Source organism: Halomonas sp. A40-4, assembly GCF_015767635.1.
Lineage (GTDB): Bacteria > Pseudomonadota > Gammaproteobacteria > Pseudomonadales > Halomonadaceae > Vreelandella > Vreelandella janggokensis.
This window is the reverse complement of sequence record NZ_CP065230.1, coordinates 2,915,096-2,932,951: the sequence shown is the minus strand read 5'-3', so window position 1 is coordinate 2,932,951 and position 17,856 is coordinate 2,915,096. Positions and strand designations below refer to the sequence as shown.

Genomic DNA, 17,856 nt, shown 5'->3' with positions numbered 1-17,856 from the left:
CTGAAAGTTCGCGGTGACGGCGTAGCCTTTGCAATTATCTAGGCATAAGCAACAAACGCACATTGCAGTGTGTTCATCAAGAAAACAGTGGCAGCGAATAAGCCCAATAACGTTGTTAGACAAATAAATATCTTCACACAATACGTTTGGCACCTTTAACGGTGCCCGCTGCGGCAACGACGTCCAGCCTGCTGATCGCCTTGCGCTTTGCGCAACAGGGTCAGCAGCCTGGGCGTTTTTTTATGTGCGGCGTTGGCAATCAGCCGAGGAGTCACCATGCACCAAGCCAAAACGACCTGCCCCTACTGCGGCGTTGGCTGCGGCGTTACCGCGACCGTGGCAGACGGCACCCTCAGCGCCGTGGAGGGCGACCGCGACCATCCCGCCAACTTCGGCCGGCTATGCGTAAAAGGCTCGGCGCTGCACGAAACGCTGGGCGAACAAGGCCGCCTGACACGACCGCGGGTGGATGGCAAGGATGTGTCCTGGGAAACCGCCTTGAGCGCCACCGCCGAGCGCATGAACACGCTGCGTCACGCCCACGGCCATCAGTGTTTAGCGGCCTATCTGTCAGGGCAGCTGCTGACCGAGGACTATTACGTAGCCAACAAGTTGTTCAAGGGCTTTCTGGGCACGCCGCACCTGGATACCAACTCGCGGCTGTGCATGGCGTCGGCGGTGGCCGCCTACAAGCGCGCCTTCGGTGCCGACGCTGTGCCCTGCAACTACGAGGATCTGGAAGAGGCGGAGCTGGTGGTGCTGGTGGGGTCCAATCTGGCCTGGAACCACCCGGTGCTCTATCAGCGGATTAAAGTCGCCAAGGAGCGCAATCCGTTGATGCGGGTCGTCGTCATTGACCCGCGGGTGACTGATAGCTGCGAGATTGCCGATCTGTATCTGGGCATCAAGCCCGGGAGTGATGCGGTCTTGTTCAACGGGCTGCTTGCGTGGATGGCGGCCAAGCGCAAGCTGGACCATGTCTACCTCGAGCGCCACACCCAAGGCCTTGACGCGGCGCTGGACGCGGCGCAACAAACGGCGGGTTCGCTCGCCGAGGTGGCGACGGCCTGCGACGTGGATGCCGAACGCCTGGAAACCTTCTATTACTGGTTTGCAAGCCAGCTCCACGTGGTGACGCTGTATTCCCAGGGGGTCAACCAGTCGTCCAGCGGAACGGACAAGTGCAACGCCATCATTAACTGTCATTTGGCCGGCGGGAAGATCGGCCTGCCCGGGGCTGGGCCGTTCTCGATCACCGGTCAGCCCAACGCCATGGGCGGGCGTGAAGTCGGTGGTCTGGCCAACCAGTTGGCCGCGCACATGGATTACGATACCCCCGGCGCGCGCGAGTTGGTCAGCCGCTTCTGGGCAACCGATAACCTCGCGCCCATCCTGCCGGAAGGCCCCGGCCACAAGGCGGTCGATCTCTTTGATGCGATCGAACGCGGCGAGATCAAGGTGTTGTGGGTGATGGCCACCAACCCGGCGATTAGCCTGCCCGATGCCGCCCGCGTGCGGGCCGCACTGGAAAAATGCCCGCTGGTGATCGTCTCGGAATGCGCGGCGGATACCGATATGCTGCCCTACGCCGACATTGTGCTGCCCGCGTCCGGGTGGTCCGAGAAAGATGGCACCGTGACCAATTCCGAGCGGCGCATCTCGCGCCAGCGGGGCATGCTGCCACTCCCCGGTGAGGCGCGCCACGACTGGCAGATTATCTGCGATGTGGCTAAGCAGTTGGGTTTCGGGGGGGCGTTTGATTACACTCACCCAAGCGAGATATTCGACGAGCACGCACGGCTCTCCGGCGTGGACAATACCGGCGCCACGCAGCGCCTTTTCGATATTTCAGGGCTGGCCGGGCTTGGCCGCGAGGGCTATGATGCGCTCGCGCCGATCCAGTGGCCGGTGAATCGCGATGCCCCCCAGGGTACCGCGCGCTTATTTGAAAATGGGCGGTTCGCCACGCCCGACGGCCGGGCTAAGCTGTTGCCGATTACCCCGCGTGGGCCGGGGAAAGCCCTGAGTGCCGCCTTTCCGCTGCGTCTGAATACCGGACGGATTCGCGACCAGTGGCATACCATGACGCGGACCGCGCGGTCGCCGCGGCTGATGAACCACCGCGCCGAGCCTTTCATGGAGGTGCATCCGGACGATGCCGCCCAGGCGGGCGTCAGCGACCAGGCACTTGGCGTGTTGACCGCCGCCACCGGCGAATACCGCGCCCGGGTGAGGGTGGCCCATGGACAGCGGCGCGGGGAGGTGTTCGTGCCGATTCATTGGACCGACTGCTTTACCCACAGTGCGCGCAGCAGTGCCTTGATCGAAGGCATCACTGACCCGCTGTCCGGACAGCCGGAAGCCAAGCACGGTGCCGTGGCTCTGGCGGCCCTGCCGACCGCCTGGCAGGCGACGCTGTTTGTTGCTGATCACGCCCTGGCGTCGCTGCCTGACGCGCCGAGCTGGTGCGTGAGCGACTACTGGACACGAATCCCGATGCGCGGCTGCCAGCGCTGGCAACTGGCCGGTAGCAGGGCGGTCAGCGACTGGTTCCGCCAGATGGGCGAATGGCTGTCGGCGTCGCCGGCGCTGTGGTGTGAAGATGCCGCTACCGGTCGCCTGCGCGCCGCGGGCGTCGAAAACGGTCGTCTCACCTGGTGGCTGATGGTGGGGCCACCTGGCGAACTGCCGGGCTGTGCCTGGCTGGAAGCGCGCTTCAACGACGACGCGGTGAGTGATGCCCACCGCCGCCGACTGCTGGCGGGCTGCGACGACGGCGCGGTGGATAGTGGCCCGGTGGTATGCAGCTGCCATCAGGTCGGCCAGACGTCGATTGTCGAGGCCATCCGGCGCGGCGATACCAGCGTCGAGGCGTTAGGCGCACGATTGGCGTGCGGTACCCAGTGCGGTAGCTGCATTCCTGAGTTGAAATCATTACTTGAAGAGGAACGCCCCCATGCGCGCGCTGAGCAAATCCCAGCTTCTGAAATGGTGTAACCCCTTGGCGCGCCTGGCGAGCCGCTTTGAGCTGCCCCGCAGTGGCCGTGATGCGTCGCGGTCCCTCCCGCTGAGCGACGACTGCCGGCCTGGGCACGTGTACCTGGTGGGCGCCGGCAGCGGCGACGCCGAGTTGCTGACCCTCAAGGCCGCGCGGCTTTTGCAGCAGGCGGATGCCGTGGTCTACGACCGCCTGGTGGGCGATGACGTGCTGGCGCTGCTGCCCGTCGGCGGCGAGCGCCACTATGTGGGCAAGGCCAAGGGCCATCATAGTGTTCCCCAGGCCGAGATCGGTGCGCTCATGGTGCGCCTGGCCCGGCAGGGCAAATCGGTAGTGCGCCTGAAAGGCGGCGACCCGGCCGTTTTCGGACGCATGGGCGAAGAGCTCGATGCCTTAGCCTCCGCGCAGGTGCCGACCACCATCGTGCCAGGGATTACCGCGGCATCTTCGGCGGCGGCCTGTATGGGCATTCCGTTAACCGACCGGGGCCATGCCCAGCAGCTGCGCTTTGTCACCGCGCAGCTGTGCCGCGAGGACGGCACGCCGGACTGGGCGGCGCTAGCGCGCCGCGACGAAACGCTGGTGTTTTACATGGGGCTTTCCAAGGTGGACGCGATCTGCGCCGGCCTGCGCGAGGCGGGGCTGCCCGACGACTGGCCGATCATGCTGGTGGCCAATGCCAGTCAGCCTGACCAGCGGTCGCTGGTCGGCAGCCTGGCCGATATGCCGGGGCGGTTGGCCGCCGAGCCTCTGCCGTCGCCCTGTGTGATTGTCGTGGGTAGCGTCGTCAAACGCGTCGAAGCAAGCCCTGCAACCCCTGAGAATCAAGCGCGCTATGCATGTCAACGCTGAGCATTTCCCTCGGCCAGTGGTCCGATAAAGGCCAAAAGCCCAGCAACCAGGATTTCTACGGCGCCTGTTTGCCCGACGACACCCAGCGGCGACAAAAAGGCATTGCCGTTGCCCTGGCGGATGGCATCAGCAGCAGCGCCGTGAGCCGCGACGCCGCCGAAGCAGCGGTGGGCGGCTTCCTGACAGATTACTACGCGACCCCCGCCCCGTGGAGCGTCAAAAGCTCGGCGCAGCGGGTGCTTCAGGCCACCAATGCGTGGCTGTATGCCCAAACGCGGCAAAGCCAGTATCGCTACGACATGGACCGGGGGTACGTCTGCACGCTGAGCGCGATGGTGATCAAGTCGGCAACGGCGCACCTGTTCCACGTCGGCGACTGCCGCATTTACCAGTTGGTAGGCAAGACGCTTGAGCCCTTGACCGAGGATCACCGCTTCTGGGCCTCGCGGGAGGTCAGCCACCTGAGCCGTGCGATGGGCGCAAGCCAGCACCTCGAGCTGGATTACCGTGCCGTCTCGCTCAGTGAGGGCGATGTGTTTTTACTGGCCAGCGACGGCGTTTACGAATGGCTGTCCCCTCAGGTGATGGCCACGCTGATCCAGGACCACGCGGCAGACCTTGAGGCCGGCGCAAAAGCCCTGGTGGAGGCCGCGCTGGCCAACGGCAGCGACGATAACCTGACCGCACAGCTGGTGCGTATCGAGACGTTACCCGACCGCGAGGCCGACGAGCTTTTCGAGTCCCTGGGCCGCCTGCCGTCACCCTCCGAGCTGCGTGCGAATAGCGAGCTGGATGGCCTGCAGATCATCCGACCGCTGCATGCCAGCGCCCGCAGTCACGTCTACCTGGCGCACGACCCTCAGGCCGACCAGCATGTGGTCGTCAAGACCCTGGCCACCGAGCTTGCCGAGGACCCCGCCAGCGTCGAGCGCTTTGTGCGGGAGGAGTGGATCGCGCGTCGCTTGCATAATCCCCATGTGCTATCCGCGCCCGTGCAGCGCGGCCCAAGGCGCTACCTTTATACCGTCTGGGAATACATTGAAGGCCAGACGTTGACCCAGTGGATGCGCGACCATCCAGACCCGGACCTGGCCGACGTGCGCGATATTATCGAGCAGGTGGCCAAGGGGCTGCGTGCCTTTCACCGGCTGGAAATGCTCCATCAGGACGTGCGTCCGGACAACATCATGATCGACCGCCACGGTATGGTCCGGCTGATTGATTTTGGCGCCACACGAATCGCGGGAATTGCAGAAGCAACGGATTCCGCCAGCGAGGTTGACCCGATACTCGGAACCGCCCAATACACGGCGCCGGAATATTTTCTGGGCGAGGGTGGCACTGAGCAGTCCGACCTTTATTCACTAGCAGTGATTGCCTATCAAATGCTAACCGGCACGCTGCCCTACGGCACCGAGGTGGCCAAAACCCGCACCCGGGCTGCCCAGCGCAAGCTCGCTTATCAGTCAGCGGTCAGCGAAAACCGCGCGCTGCCCGCCTGGGTGGATGAGGTGCTCAAGAAAGCCCTGCACCCTAACCCTCAACACCGCTACCCGGCGCTTTCGGAGTTTATTTTCGAACTGCGCTCGCCAAGTCCAGGCATCCTGAAGCAATCGCGCCCACCGCTCCTGGAGCGCGACCCGGTGCGTTTCTGGCAGTGGCTATGTGTCTTGCTGGGTGTCATTATTGTGGTGCTTTTGGTCAATATGCCTCAATAAGTCGTGAGTTTGAGATATGCCTGGACGCCGTAAAGCACTCTTTGCCATTCGGACAGGGTATTCTGGTATTCGTCGACTTCTACTGTGTAATCGCCACCTTCGTTATGCCATAGCATCAGGAAATAATCGTCCACCTCCCGCATTACCTCGGCATCGTTAGGGCCTGATATCAACAGGCTGGCTTCCAGGTTGTAATTATCCATGTTGCGGCTGGTGAAGTTGGTTGAGCCGCTGATAATCGTGCTTTGGTTGGCCTGGCGCAGCATCATCATTTTGGGATGGAACTGTTCTATCTCAACGTCGTACCAGCGCACATTGATGTGTCCATCGGTATCTTCTATCAGTTCTTCGACTACCGGGCGGTTGGGCAGGCCGCTTTTGTCACGCCCAAAGGCTTTTTTATTGGGGTCTAAAATCAGTGAAACCTGAGCCCCGCGCTGGCTGGCCTGGGTCAGTGCATTGACGATTTCCCGGTCGGCAAGGTAATACATGGCAAGCCAAAGCTCGTCGTCTTGCGCGGCACGCTCTATGGTGTCGAGCACGTTGTAAAGCGTTTGTCTTTCAGTGGTGTACTGAATGTTAAACTTACCGGTTGCGGGCATCTCCCGCGGCGCGTAGTTGGGGAGTTGAATACTGCTGTCGCCGAGGTCGATGGCTGCCTGCTCGGCGCGCAATAAGTCAGCGATAATGGGCCCATCGATTTCGAACGCTACGTTTTCGTGAAAGCCGGATTCGTCATGGGCATTGGCAGAGGCGATCAGTGCCGTGCGCTCGGTAATGACCACCTTGCGATGGTTGGCCTTGATGTTGAACAATTCCAGGTAGCCGCCCAGATTGAACTTGGGGCCATCGTCAACAAACGGGTTTTCCCACCATTCGCCACCTAGATCGCCCAGCCACTGCGGCCCCATGCGCCAGAAAGACGAGTAGAGTGGAGTCGAATCGCGCAGCGGCGTCAGATTAGAGATCACCACGTCGATGTCGGTGTCGCGCAAGCGGTCAAGCCATTCGGCGGGATAGGAGCCGTAGCCCGAATTAATCGCATCGCTGATAAACACAATCGGCATGTCGGGATTGGTGTCGCGTTTGCGAACCAATTGATCAACCAGATTGTCGCTCAGCGGCGGGTAATCTTCGGAGGGATCACTGACCAAGCCATTGACCATGAAATTATCGATCACGATAAAGTCGTCGGCGCGTTCGATCATACGCTCGACTTGGTCAAAAATTTCCTGATCTACATGACGTTCGCCATTTGTGTGGTGCGTCAAGTCACGGAAGAACCCGACATTATCGATTTGATAAACTGGGCTGGTGTGGGAAATGCCGGGTGGCAGCGGCTTTAGCTGGTGGTACGCCATGAGGGTGAAGTAGAAAGTGAGTATGACCAGAACAACGACACCCAGACGTCGTAACCAACGAACAAAATGTTTAAAGAATGTCACCCGAATCCCCAAGCTAAGGTATGGTCAGCAATAACGTTGCTGAGTGTGCCTTTAAGATAGTGCGTACGCTAAAAGCTGCAATGCAATAGACGCAGATTTTGTACCACGGTAAAAGGAACGCTTGGTGAGCCAAGGTGTCGTAATTGTCGGCGCTAGCCAGTGCCAAGTATATCCATTCGATCAGGAGATAACGGTGAAGAAACATTCCATTCGCGATAACGCACTGCAGGCACAGCTGCGAACCCCGATGTTTAAAATGCAGCAGCAATCGCCGAAAAAAGGCAAAGGCAGCTACTCCCGTAAAGGACGCAATTCCCTTAAAAGCCACAAGGTCCTGAGGGGGTATCGCCAAGTTGCTTGAGCCAGCATTGACGCTAGGCGATTTGGCCATACCTCCATCATTCTTTTTGATTGCTTTACACAATCAATAACTCGCCCCGACCACTTCCTGTGGTCGGGGCGTTCGCTAGGTCAATTGGCTCCCACAATAGGGACAGGTTTCGTGAGCGTCGCGGGTTTCAGCCTCATGGCGCTGATGGCGTTGACTTGGTTCTTCTACCCCATGAATCGATACCAGTTGACCCTGCTCCCAGCGTAAGCCGATATCTTTTAACAGGTGCGGGTCATGAAAACGCAGATCTTCGTAAAGACGACGCTGAGTGCGCGAGTGCTTGATGGCGTTGAGTAGTTTACGGGTAATCGTTGCTATTGCCATGGGATCGGTCTCCTGGGTTAGGAGGCCGGGCAACATCGCGATCAGGAAGTATCAAAGGTAACGATAAAATACATGGCCGCGACACTTGCCGCGGCCAATTTTCTCACTTTACCTCTGGCGCGCGACAACAATAAGCTGATACCGCATTATTCATAATGCGATGCAGCTTATTAATTCGGGTCGCGGGGATTTGCCAGCGCATGAGAACGTCTCGTGATTAAAAAGGACGCTACCTTTATAAGGTAGCCTCTATGTTTTAACCGATGCTTATATAAGCGTCAACCTATTCCGCGATTTGTTCATGTCTAGCGGTTTGGCAGATTTCCATTCGATACCCGGATTGGTAAACGCTGCGCAGGCGTAGGCCACGACCATCCAGTTCCAATTTTCGGCGCAGGCGGCTCACGTGCGTATCGACAGTGCGCGTTGAAACGTCTCCCTTGATGCCCCAGACCAGCTCGAGCAAATGGGGGCGGGTGACCAATTCACCGATCTTGGAAAAAAAGAGGGCAGCCAACCGATACTCACGTTCGGTCAAATTAACGGGCTGGCCTGCCACGCTGATGTAATGCTCGTCGGTGTGCAGGGTGAAAGTATCTGGGCATGCAGCCGCCGGACGTGGAGTCGTATAGCCTGCACGTCTACCGAGCGCACTGACTCTGGCAATAAGCTCCTTAGGGCGAAGCGGCTTAGCAAGAAAATCGTCCGCGCCCTGCTCTAGAGCGCGGACGACGTCATCCTCGCCCTGACTGGCGGTGATAAACAGGATGGGGTCTTTCCAGCTCTCGTGCTGTCGTAAGTGGGCGACAACATCCATGCCGCAGCTGTCGGGGAGGCGCCAATCGATAATCAGCAAATCAAAGGTTTGTTGACGGATGGCGCGAGTCAGCTCATTGGCGCGAGCAAACAGTATCACAGAATGCGCTGATGCGGTCAGACACTGTTCGATAAAAGCTTGTTGGTCAAGATCGTCTTCAAGTACGCCAATATGCATGGTAAATGACCTTATTATCGCTTATAAACGCCACAAGCTGAGGAGCAGAAAAAACTGTATTAAGTCTAATTGATACAGGTGCGTTGACACAAAGGTTCACAGTTTGGCGTAAAACGGCCGTTATATACTCGTTCAGTCCAAACAACACACACTGAGGTGTCACATGGTTCGGGGTTACTTGGCTTTGATGATCGCGGCGGGGGTTGCCCTGTTTTCGACTCACGCACTTGCGCTGGATATGCCGGAGGGGCCGGCGATACTAGTGGTGAGCGGCAAGATAGAGCAGACCAATGTGGGCGATGAGGCCCATTTTGATAAACTCATGCTGGAAGCGCTGGCTCAGCATGAAACGGTTTCACATACGCCTTGGTATGACGGTGAAGTGCGTTTTTCAGGTCCATTGGGGCGCGCCATACTTGATGCTGTTGGGGCCACTGGCAGGAGCCTGCGCGTAGTAGCACTCAACGACTACGCAGCGTCGATACCGATCAGTGATTTTGAAGACTACGAGGTGATCCTGGCCATGCAGGCCAACGGTAAATCACTGCGTATCCGCGACCATGGTCCGTTATTTGTCATTTACCCTTTTGATACTCATCCTGAACTCCTCAACGAAGAAATCCTGGTGCGTTCCGTGTGGCAGGTGAATCGTATCGAGGTTGAATAAGTTGACTGAGTCTCTATCATGCTAGCTTTATTGAAGTTTTATTTCTCTCGCCGCACCAGGGTCGCGACATTTTCAGCGATCCTTTTTTTTCTTTCGGCCCTCACGGTGGGGGGCGTGATTTACAGTCGACAAAATGCCCTGGAAAACCGACTGCTTGAAAACCTGCTATGGGCGTCGTACCAGTTTGATCGAGAGGTGCGAGAGTTTCGGCTGTCATTGCATGAAATGACAGCCGACGAGTCTGCTATTGATGAACTGCTGGTGCGTTATGAAATATTGTTTAGCCGAAAAAACTCTTTTTTCAGGGGGAAATAGGCAAGGTTGTTGAGGAACTTGGGAATATTCAAGATGTTTTGCAAGCGTCTCAGTCAAGCATTTCAAGGATGGAAACCTTTATCGAACCGCTATGGGAAAAGCCAAGCATCCTCGATAGTGAATTGATAACAGAGTTGCACCAACAGGCATCCGCCCTGCAGCAGCTTACCAACAACATCTTGGTCGAGACCAATGCCCATGTTTCCAAGGTTCGCAGCGATGAGCGCCGTGTATTAACTCATCTATACGGTCTGGTACTGCTACTTATCATTTTTCTGATGTTTTCCGGCGGAATGCTAGTGCGTGCCCTGATTCTGGAAGGCCGTTCCAGTATTCGCAAGGCCCAGGCGTTAGAAGTCAAAGGCCATGAATTGAACGAGGCGGCCAGCCGCGCCGAAAAAGCAAGTCTGGCGAAGTCAGAGTTTATGGCGGTCATGAGCCACGAGATTCGCACCCCGTTGAATGGGGTGGTGGGCATGGCGGATTTATTGAAAGACGAAGTAAAAACGCCGAAGGCTGTCACCTATCTGGCTGCTTTAAAGCGCAGTGCGGAAAGTTTGCGCGCCGTCATTAACGATATACTCGACTACACGAAAATCGAGTCGGGTCGTCTCGATCTTGATTATCAGACACTGGACCTTTATCAGTGCATCGATGAGCTTTGTGAAAGCTATGCACTGCAACAGTCAAGGTCGAACGTCATGTTTCATTACTGGGTCGACCCTGCACTGCCGCGCTATGTTATCGGCGATGTTGCACGGCTGCGGCAGATCATAATGAACTTGATCAACAATGCGCTGAAGTTTACGGAAGAGGGTGTTGTTCAGTTTTATGTAAGACCACGAACGGGCAATAGCATTCTATTTGAGGTGCTTGATACTGGCTGTGGTATTTCTGAGGAGCATCAAGCACAACTCTTTACGGCCTTCTCACAAGTCGATGCATCCATCGCGCGTCGCCATGAGGGTACCGGGCTTGGCCTTGCCATTTGCAAGCGGCTAGTGGAAGCCATGCAAGGAAATATCGGTGTCAGCAGTCAACCAGGATTAAGCAGCCGGTTCTGGTTCACGGTCAACATGGATGTCGCCAAGCCGATGATGGACGACGACCCTGATGAACAACGCCGTGTGCTGGCGTTCTATCACCATATTCTGGTGGTGGAGGATAACCCATTGAATCAGACCGTTGCACAAGGAATGCTGGAGTACCTGGGGGCGAAGGTGACCATTGCTGAAAATGGCCAGGAGGCACTTGACGAACTTCAAGAGCACCACGGGAAGATCGATCTCGTTTTGATGGATATGCAAATGCCGAGGATAGATGGGCCGGAAACAACTCGGCGCTGGCGTACCTTTGAAGCGCACCATCAACTGCCGCGCATGCCTATTCTGGCGATGACCGCCAATGTAATGGCCGAGCATCGTGAACGTTGCATGCAAAGCGGTATGGACGACATGATCCATAAGCCCTTTACCAGAGACGAGCTTTTCAGAGGGATACACCGCCACCTGGCCACCCGGCAGTTGACAAGCCCCGCCACTGAACGAGGCGTTTTGCCAACCTCATCAGCACCAGCAGTAGACAAGCATGACGGTGAGCCACCATTGCTGGATGAGCATCTTTGTGATGAGTTGAGAGACACCTTTGACGCAGCATCTCTTGATGCATTGCTGAGCGCTTTTATAACCCGTTTTGATGAACGTTATGCGCGGCTTGAAGCGTTTAATGCAGCAGAGGCGCGCGAGCATCTGTCCCAAGAGGCCCATTCACTAAAAGGCGCTGGTTTATCGTTAGGTTGCCTTGCGATTGCCGATCAGGCTAGCCACATAGAACGTCGCGCGAACACTGCAACACCCGACGAGTTGGCCATGTATCTGGAACGCTTGAAAAGCCTCAAGGCGTCTACCCAAAGGGCGTTGCAGGACGCGGGATTGATTTGTGGCCAGCTTTAGGGCAAGGCGAATGTCTCGTCTAATGGGCCAAGTGAGGCTCGCTCGTTAACCAGGTGTCAAGCGCATGGCGCGCTAACGGACGGGCAATAAAGTAGCCCTGGCCAAGTGTACAGCCGTATTGCGACAGAAGGGTGTGCTGGCGTGACGTTTCGATGCCTTCTGCCACGACCTTGAGCCCCAGCCGCTTACCCAGGTCGATAATGGAGAGAGTAATTGCGCGGGCATCATCATCATGGTCAATCCGTGACACAAAACTTTTATCAATCTTGAGCTCGGTAAATGGCAGGCGGTAGAGCTGAACCATTGACGAGTAACCGGTTCCAAAGTCATCCAGGGCGAGCTGGCATCCCTTTTGCCTCAGCGTTTCAAGCACGTGTCGGGCGTAACCCAAGCATTCAATGCCGGCTGACTCGGTTAGCTCCAGGGTAATCTTTTCCAGGGAAATACGATGCCGTTGCGTCAGGCGATCGAACGTCGCCAGCATCCCTTCTGCCTGGATAAACGCAGCGGGGACATTGATCGCAACATTCAAGTCGATCCCTTCGGATTGCCAGCGAGCCTGTTGCGCCAGCGCAAGCTCGATAACGTGCCAGGTGAGGGGCAGTATCAGGTCTTGTTTTTCGGCCAGTGGAATAAAGCTGTCCGGATAAAGAACCCCGCGTTGTGGGTCCTGCCAGCGCACCAATGCCTCAACGCCCGTTATGTTGCCCGTGTGAAGGTCCTGCTTGGGCTGAAACGCCAGAAAGAGCTCACGGTCACGAAGAGCCTTTTCCAGCTCTGCTTTGACGGGCGGTTTGGACGACTGTTTTAGTGAATCAATAAATGGCGCCAAGCCCGTCATCAGTTTGGTTTTAGGCAGGAAGCCCAGCATGCACAGGCCTTTTTGATTGCCACTCTCGATCGTATGTGCCGCCGCCTCTTCAGAGCAACCGCTGGTCACTATGATGGCGGCATTCAAACGTAAATCATGCAGATAATCGATAATGTCCAGACCGGTAAATTCGCCAAGTCCCAGATCCAGCAAGATCAATTCTGTATTGAGTAAAGATGGCTGACGGGCCAACTCGCCAAGGCCCCCCGCCGTTGCGACGTTGTACCCGTGTTTCTGAAGCAGCATGGTGCTCAATAGCTGTATATCGGCATCATCATCTATGACTAATGCGTTGCGAATCATATGGGTTCCTTTGGCGGATCCAGGTCACCGTTTTACATATCGAGGCGTTGATAGAAATAATTGGCGGTACAGTAAGTAGCCTCCCCTGGGTTAAACGATCAACGCAGGGGAGACTCGCGGTATTAGAAAGATTCCCATTCGAGCGCAGGAGATTTGCTCAGTAGCGGGGCAGTCATCGTCGTTGAAGAAGACGGCCGGTTCTTGGTGATAGCCACCGCTGGTCTTTCCTGCGAATCGCTTTGCGTATTACTGAGTTTGAAGGCGCCCACCAGCTTACCCAAACGATCAGCCTGTTCCCTTAGCTCTGCGGCGGCGGCGCTTGACTCTTCGACCATTGAAGCATTGTGTTGGGTCATGCTGTCCAGTTCGGTGACAGCATCATTGACTTGACCAATACCCACGCTCTGCTCTTTTGCTCCAGAGCTGATGTCGGCAATGACGTCAGCCACGCGCTCGATGCTCTTAACCATTTCCTGCATGGTGGTACCGGTTTTCTTGACCTGGTCGACTCCCGATTGGGTTCTCGTCAAAGAGGTGTTGATCAGCTCATTGATATTCTTTGACGCTTCACTCGAGCGGCTCGCCAACGTGCGAACTTCCTGGGCCACCACGGCAAAACCACGACCGTGCTCCCCCGCTCGGGCGGCTTCAACGGAGGCGTTTAGCGCCAGTATATTGGTCTGGAACGCAATGCTATCAATGAGACTGACGATGTTGCTGATCTCGGAGGAGGACTCGTTGATGGTATCCATCGTCTTTTCAACGCTATGCATGGCCTGCAAACCTTGCTGAGCAAGTTTGCGCGTCGATGTGGCGAGCTGGTCGGCTTGATCCGCTGATTCAGAAGCGTTGGTGACCACCGCCGCGATTTCCTCCATGGAGGCGGACGTTTGTTGCAAATTAGCCGCCGCCTGTTCCGTCCGTGCCGCCAGCTCTTGGCTGCCTTTGGCTATTTCATTAGACGCATGCTGCAGGCTGACCGTACTGCTGCTTACCGACTGTAGCGTATCGTCGATCCGCTTGATAAAGGCATCGAATTGCTGCGCGAGTTCGCCGATTTCATCACGGCGGCCGCTTTCGATACGGGCGGTTAGGTCGCCATCACCGTCGGTGATTTCTTTGATTCGCCCGGTAATCTGGCGAATAGCCCGTGACATCATTAAAGGGCCTAATAAAGCAATCGTTACAGCGACTAAAAAAACGATGATAGAAAAGATAATTGTTGACGTTTGCTGAACCTGGATTCTGTTTACAACGGCTTCTTCAGCGCTGTAAGTGGCTGTTTCAATATTGACCCCTGATACATCGTAGATATCACGCAATGTATCGAAAGCCGTTAAGGATGAGCCATAAAGGAGTGCTAGAGCAGCTGACGTTTCGCCTCTTTGGTGAAGATCGAAAACGCGCTCTGCTTCTTGTTTCCAATTGCGATGTAAAACTTCGAAATTCGATAGCTGAGAAGTGAGTTCTGGATAGTTTTGCATGAGCCCTGCATAACGTTCCATACGGTCGTATGCCTGTTGCGCATTTTCTTCAAATACGGCAATGAGCTCGGATCCCCGCTCACTTGAAGGGTCTGACAATAGATATTCAATTTCGGCAGCGCGTGCCTGGTAAAGGTCTCTATCTCCGTTAAGTGTTGCTGTGGTGGCGGGTATATAGTTGGTGATAAAAGTATCCAGTCGACTTTTTACCATGTTAACGAGCATGGCGTCGGCGATTACAATGAACAACAGAGCCATTGCAACGCTGATGAAGGCTAAGGCGTACTTGAAGCTGATTTTATGGAGGTGGCGCATTTAACAATCCTTTAATGGAATTTAATGAGCGAACACTACCTCTAAATTGCTAAAAGCGTCGACGAATTTATGAGTTTCGTCACCTTTGTTTACGATTAGTTTATTAACTTGCTAATAAGTTAGGCGTGGGAGTCACCAGGTCAGGACTCTGATTTATTGATAGCCCTTGGCCTGAAGCTGAAACAGCTTGGCATAGCGGCCCTGGGCAGCGAGCAGTTCCTCGTGGGTGCCGCGCTCGATGATATGCCCTTGATCGATCACCAGGATAAGGTCAGCGCTGCGCACTGTGGAGAAACGGTGGGAGATCAGAATCGCCATCTTGTCGCGGCTATGCTCGCGGAAGCGGGCAAACACTTCTGCTTCGGCAGCGGCATCCATCGCAGCGGTGGGTTCGTCCAGCACTAGAATATCGGCGTTTTCACGCATATAAGCACGGGAAAGGGCAATTTTCTGCCATTGGCCACCGGAGAGCTCCTGGCCGTTTTTGAACCAGCGGCCCAGTTGGGTTTGATAGCCGCTGGCCATGTTGGCGATGAAGTCATCTGCCATCCCGTGGCGGGCGGCCTGCTGCCAACGTTGCTCGTCGTGATAGGCATGGGTATCGCCCACGCCCAGGTTTTCGCCCACCTGCAACTGGTAGCGCACGAAGTCCTGAAAAATCACCCCAGTCCGTTCGCGCAGTGCTTTTGCCTGCCAATCGCGCAAGTCGCTGCCGTCCAGCAGGATGCGTCCCTTGGTCGGTTGGTAAAGCCGCGTCAACAGCTTGATCAGCGTTGTCTTGCCCGAGCCGTTTTCTCCCACCAGGGCCAGGCTTTGCCCGGGGGATAGGTGCAGGGAAATATCGTGCAACACCGGTGCGCTGCCGGGGTAGGCGAAGCTGACGTTTTCAAAGCGCAGGCCGTCGCCGGGTAATACGCCCCGGGTCAGGGTGCCTGTGTCCGCTTCGACCGGCTGTTCCAGGTACTCGTAGAGGTTGGAAAGGTAGAGGTTATCTTCGTACATGCCGCTAATCGCGGTCAGGCTGGCGGAAAGCGCGGCCTGTCCTTGCTTGAACACCATGAGGTACATGGTCATCTGGCCGAGGGTCAGCGTCCCGGTAATTGTTTCAATTACCACCCACGCATAGGCAGCGTAAAAGGTGAGGGTGCCCAGCAATCCCAGCACAAATCCCCAGCTTTCCCGGCGGAGCGTCAGGCGCCGGTCTTCAGCGAACAGTTGGGTAAAGATATCGCGATAGCGTTTGAGAAAAAGCCCTTCCAGGCCGAACAGTTTGACCTCTTTGATGCTGTCTTCCCGGGCGAGTACGGTTTCCAGATAAATCTGCATGCGGGTTTGCGACGAGCGTCGGCGAAACAGCCGAAAGCCATCTCCTGAAAACTTGGCCTCCGAAATAAACACCGGCAGGGCGCCGGCGACCAGAATCAGCAGTGCCCAGGGGGAGAACTGCACCAGCAGGACCCCGAAGCTGCCCAGCGAAATCGCATTTTGCAGAAGCCCAAAGGTTTTATTCACCAGAGCGAGAGGGCGGGTTGACGCCTCGCGCCGCGCCCGCGTCAGCTGGTCGTAAAGCTCCGAGTCCTCAAACTGGCTAAGCGAGAGCTGGCCGGCTTTCTCCAGAATCATCACATTGACCTTCTGACCCAGCAATGCGCGCAGTAACGACTGCTGGGCGGCAAGCCCGCGCTGGGCAAGCGCAATCAGGGCAATAATGAGTGCCTCGAAAGCAACCAGCTTGAGTACCGGGGTAATCGACATCAGCAAGTTGGGATCAGTGGCTGCTTGATGGGCGTCCATGGCGCTCACCACGCCATCCACAATCAACTGGCCGACCCAGGCGGCGACGGCAGGAAGCACGCCTGCCACGAGCGTACACAGCGCTAAGCCAAGCATCATCCAGCGGGAGGTTTCCCATACCAGGCCTAGCGCTCGACGGCTGTAGCCAAAGACGCTAAGAAAACTGCTTAGCGGCGCGGTGGAGGCGTCAGAAGAGGGTGGCGACATATGACAACAAGCTGATACCTGGCAGAAAGGACTGCCATGATGCGATGGTTAAGCGTAGATAGCCAGTTCAACCCAGGAAAAGCCCGCCATAAACCAACGCCCCCACGACGACAAAAGCGGGATGCGTTTTAAAGCGAATCAGCGCAATGCCAGCAATCACGCCGATAATCAGCGTGTGCATCATGCCGCTTGAATTAACACTTTCGAGCAAAAACCCCAGGGTCAGCCAGCCCATCATCATGGCGATAACCGGGCGTACCCATTGGCTCATGCGTTTGACGCGGGGAGAGTTGCGGTGGCGATACAAGAGGCCCAGCGCGCCCAGCATGAGCAGCAGCGTCGGAATGACCGTAGCGGCCACTGCCACGAAGGCACCGCCGATGCCGGCGACTTCATAGCCGATATACCCGGCCATCTTGGTGGCGATAGGGCTGGGCAGGGCATTACCCAGCGCCAGGGTTTCGGCGAAGGTCTGTGCGGTCATCCAGCCGTAGCGGCCAACGACCTCGGTCTCGATCAGCGGAATAATCGCCGGGCCGCCGCCGTAACCGATAATATTGGGGATGAAAAAGGCAAGAAACAGTTCCCAGTAGATCATGCCGACTTCTCCGCTTTTTTATTGCTTTTAGGGCGTAGCAGGGCAGCCAGCAGAATAGCGCCAATCACCCAGCCCGGATGAACACCGAGCCAATAAATAAGTCCGCCAGAGGTAATGGCCATCACGATGCTGACTAGCCAGCCCAGGGACGCTTTTGATTTATCGAAAAAGTCCCACGTCAGTTGTGCCATCATGATCATGACCACGGGCACCACGGCCTGACCCATGCCGCGAATCCAGCCAACATCGCGATAACGGCTGAAAATGCCTAACATGACAATCATGGCAACAATCATGGGGAGAATGATGGCGACGACAGTGGCAATACAGCCGCTGATACCGTTCACCCGGTAGCCGATGTAGCCCGGCATCTTGGTGGCGATAGGGCCGGGTAGGGTGTTGCCGATCGCCAGTACATCGGCGAATTCTTCATCGGTCAGCCAGTGGTGGCGGGTGACCACTTCGGCTCGCACCAATGGGATCATGGCGGGACCACCGCCGAAACCCAATAGGCCAACGCGCAAGAATGCCCAGAACAGTTGCCAGGATGCCGACGACGTCATGGGCGATGACATCGCAAGGTCAATGATGAGAAACAACGCATGGTCGACCCTTGTTTATCGTTTGT

At 56.6% G+C, this 17,856-nt stretch carries 15 protein-coding genes; 7 read left to right on the top strand and 8 right to left on the bottom strand.

What is annotated here, in order from left to right; genetic code table 11:
• Window positions 1-276: 276 nt before the first annotated feature.
• Genes IT895_RS13850 through IT895_RS13840 form a run of 3 tightly spaced genes read left to right on the top strand, consistent with a single transcriptional unit; the run spans window position 277 to window position 5,568 of the window.
• The gene (locus tag IT895_RS13850) at window positions 277-2,997 is read left to right on the top strand and encodes a nitrate reductase (RefSeq protein ID WP_199283803.1); all 2,721 of its coding nucleotides are present in this window, start codon (window positions 277-279) and stop codon (window positions 2,995-2,997) included.
• Window positions 2,957-3,850, top strand: coding sequence for a uroporphyrinogen-III C-methyltransferase (gene cobA / locus IT895_RS13845; RefSeq protein ID WP_199283802.1), 894 nt, complete (start codon window positions 2,957-2,959; stop codon window positions 3,848-3,850). The genes IT895_RS13850 and cobA overlap by 41 nt, the downstream gene beginning before the upstream one ends.
• Complete coding sequence (locus IT895_RS13840; protein WP_199283801.1) at window positions 3,838-5,568, top strand: bifunctional protein-serine/threonine kinase/phosphatase; 1,731 nt, start codon at window positions 3,838-3,840, stop codon at window positions 5,566-5,568. Before cobA ends, IT895_RS13840 begins: the two co-directional genes overlap by 13 nt.
• Here the strand turns inward: IT895_RS13840 and IT895_RS13835 are convergent.
• Complete coding sequence (locus tag IT895_RS13835; RefSeq protein WP_199283800.1) at window positions 5,562-7,013, bottom strand: phospholipase D-like domain-containing protein; 1,452 nt, start codon at window positions 7,011-7,013, stop codon at window positions 5,562-5,564. The two genes, IT895_RS13840 and IT895_RS13835, sit on opposite strands and share 7 nt — an antisense overlap.
• Window positions 7,014-7,137: 124 nt before the next feature.
• Here IT895_RS13835 and arfA point away from each other — a divergent pair, with 124 nt between their 5' ends.
• Window positions 7,138-7,374, top strand: coding sequence for an alternative ribosome rescue factor ArfA (gene arfA / locus IT895_RS13830; protein WP_233337253.1), 237 nt, complete (start codon window positions 7,138-7,140; stop codon window positions 7,372-7,374).
• A gap of 105 nt (window positions 7,375-7,479) precedes the next feature.
• Here arfA and IT895_RS13825 read toward each other — a convergent pair whose 3' ends face one another.
• Both IT895_RS13825 and IT895_RS13820 read right to left on the bottom strand, forming a co-directional pair.
• A complete protein-coding gene (locus IT895_RS13825) occupies window positions 7,480-7,728 on the bottom strand; it encodes a hypothetical protein (protein WP_199283799.1) in 249 nt (82 codons plus the stop codon).
• A 283-nt stretch (window positions 7,729-8,011) separates the two neighbouring features.
• The gene (locus IT895_RS13820) at window positions 8,012-8,722 is read right to left on the bottom strand and encodes a response regulator transcription factor (RefSeq protein WP_199283798.1); all 711 of its coding nucleotides are present in this window, start codon (window positions 8,720-8,722) and stop codon (window positions 8,012-8,014) included.
• Between the two features lie 163 nt (window positions 8,723-8,885).
• On the opposite strand from IT895_RS13820, the gene IT895_RS13815 reads away from it, so the two are divergent.
• The 3 genes from IT895_RS13815 to IT895_RS13810 all read left to right on the top strand — a co-directional run bounded on the left by IT895_RS13815 (window position 8,886) and on the right by IT895_RS13810 (window position 11,656).
• A complete protein-coding gene (locus IT895_RS13815) occupies window positions 8,886-9,389 on the top strand; it encodes a molybdopterin-dependent oxidoreductase (protein ID WP_199283797.1) in 504 nt (167 codons plus the stop codon).
• A gap of 18 nt (window positions 9,390-9,407) precedes the next feature.
• On the top strand, window positions 9,408-9,704 hold the full coding sequence (locus tag IT895_RS19435; protein WP_233337252.1) for a hypothetical protein: 297 nt from the start codon (window positions 9,408-9,410) through the stop codon (window positions 9,702-9,704).
• A 68-nt stretch (window positions 9,705-9,772) separates the two neighbouring features.
• Window positions 9,773-11,656: an ATP-binding protein gene (locus tag IT895_RS13810; RefSeq protein ID WP_233337251.1), complete on the top strand. Its 1,884-nt coding sequence runs from the start codon at window positions 9,773-9,775 to the stop codon at window positions 11,654-11,656.
• Window positions 11,657-11,675: 19 nt separating this feature from the next.
• On the opposite strand, the gene IT895_RS13805 is transcribed toward IT895_RS13810, so the two are convergent.
• The 5 genes from IT895_RS13805 to IT895_RS13785 form a co-directional block, all read right to left on the bottom strand.
• The gene (locus tag IT895_RS13805; protein WP_199283796.1) at window positions 11,676-12,830 is read right to left on the bottom strand and encodes an EAL domain-containing response regulator; all 1,155 of its coding nucleotides are present in this window, start codon (window positions 12,828-12,830) and stop codon (window positions 11,676-11,678) included.
• Window positions 12,831-12,952: 122 nt separating this feature from the next.
• Window positions 12,953-14,629, bottom strand: a complete 1,677-nt coding sequence (locus IT895_RS13800) for a methyl-accepting chemotaxis protein (RefSeq protein ID WP_199283795.1) — start codon at window positions 14,627-14,629, stop codon at window positions 12,953-12,955.
• Window positions 14,630-14,782: 153 nt separating this feature from the next.
• Entirely contained in the window at window positions 14,783-16,630 is a 1,848-nt protein-coding gene (locus IT895_RS13795; protein WP_199283794.1) for an ABC transporter ATP-binding protein, read from the bottom strand.
• 67 nt (window positions 16,631-16,697) lie between these two features.
• Window positions 16,698-17,228, bottom strand: a complete 531-nt coding sequence (locus IT895_RS13790) for a chromate transporter (RefSeq protein WP_199283793.1) — start codon at window positions 17,226-17,228, stop codon at window positions 16,698-16,700.
• Entirely contained in the window at window positions 17,225-17,803 is a 579-nt protein-coding gene (locus IT895_RS13785; protein ID WP_233337250.1) for a chromate transporter, read from the bottom strand. Before IT895_RS13785 ends, IT895_RS13790 begins: the two co-directional genes overlap by 4 nt.
• Window positions 17,804-17,856: the final 53 nt, after the last annotated feature.

What these genes read in the sequence shown, in the direction of transcription:
- cobA (WP_199283802.1), top strand. Translation starts at nt 2,957, where the DNA reads ATGCGCGCGCTGAGCAAATCCCAGCTTCTGAAATGGTGTAACCCCTTG.
- IT895_RS13795 (WP_199283794.1), bottom strand. Translation starts at nt 16,630, where the DNA reads ATGTCGCCACCCTCTTCTGACGCCTCCACCGCGCCGCTAAGCAGTTTT.
- IT895_RS13790 (WP_199283793.1), bottom strand. Translation starts at nt 17,228, where the DNA reads ATGATCTACTGGGAACTGTTTCTTGCCTTTTTCATCCCCAATATTATC.
- IT895_RS13825 (WP_199283799.1), bottom strand. Translation starts at nt 7,728, where the DNA reads ATGGCAATAGCAACGATTACCCGTAAACTACTCAACGCCATCAAGCAC.
- IT895_RS13815 (WP_199283797.1), top strand. Translation starts at nt 8,886, where the DNA reads ATGGTTCGGGGTTACTTGGCTTTGATGATCGCGGCGGGGGTTGCCCTG.
- IT895_RS13800 (WP_199283795.1), bottom strand. Translation starts at nt 14,629, where the DNA reads ATGCGCCACCTCCATAAAATCAGCTTCAAGTACGCCTTAGCCTTCATC.
- IT895_RS13820 (WP_199283798.1), bottom strand. Translation starts at nt 8,722, where the DNA reads ATGCATATTGGCGTACTTGAAGACGATCTTGACCAACAAGCTTTTATC.
- IT895_RS13805 (WP_199283796.1), bottom strand. Translation starts at nt 12,830, where the DNA reads ATGATTCGCAACGCATTAGTCATAGATGATGATGCCGATATACAGCTA.
- IT895_RS19435 (WP_233337252.1), top strand. Translation starts at nt 9,408, where the DNA reads ATGCTAGCTTTATTGAAGTTTTATTTCTCTCGCCGCACCAGGGTCGCG.
- IT895_RS13840 (WP_199283801.1), top strand. Translation starts at nt 3,838, where the DNA reads ATGTCAACGCTGAGCATTTCCCTCGGCCAGTGGTCCGATAAAGGCCAA.
- IT895_RS13785 (WP_233337250.1), bottom strand. Translation starts at nt 17,803, where the DNA reads ATGTCATCGCCCATGACGTCGTCGGCATCCTGGCAACTGTTCTGGGCA.
- IT895_RS13810 (WP_233337251.1), top strand. Translation starts at nt 9,773, where the DNA reads ATGGAAACCTTTATCGAACCGCTATGGGAAAAGCCAAGCATCCTCGAT.
- IT895_RS13850 (WP_199283803.1), top strand. Translation starts at nt 277, where the DNA reads ATGCACCAAGCCAAAACGACCTGCCCCTACTGCGGCGTTGGCTGCGGC.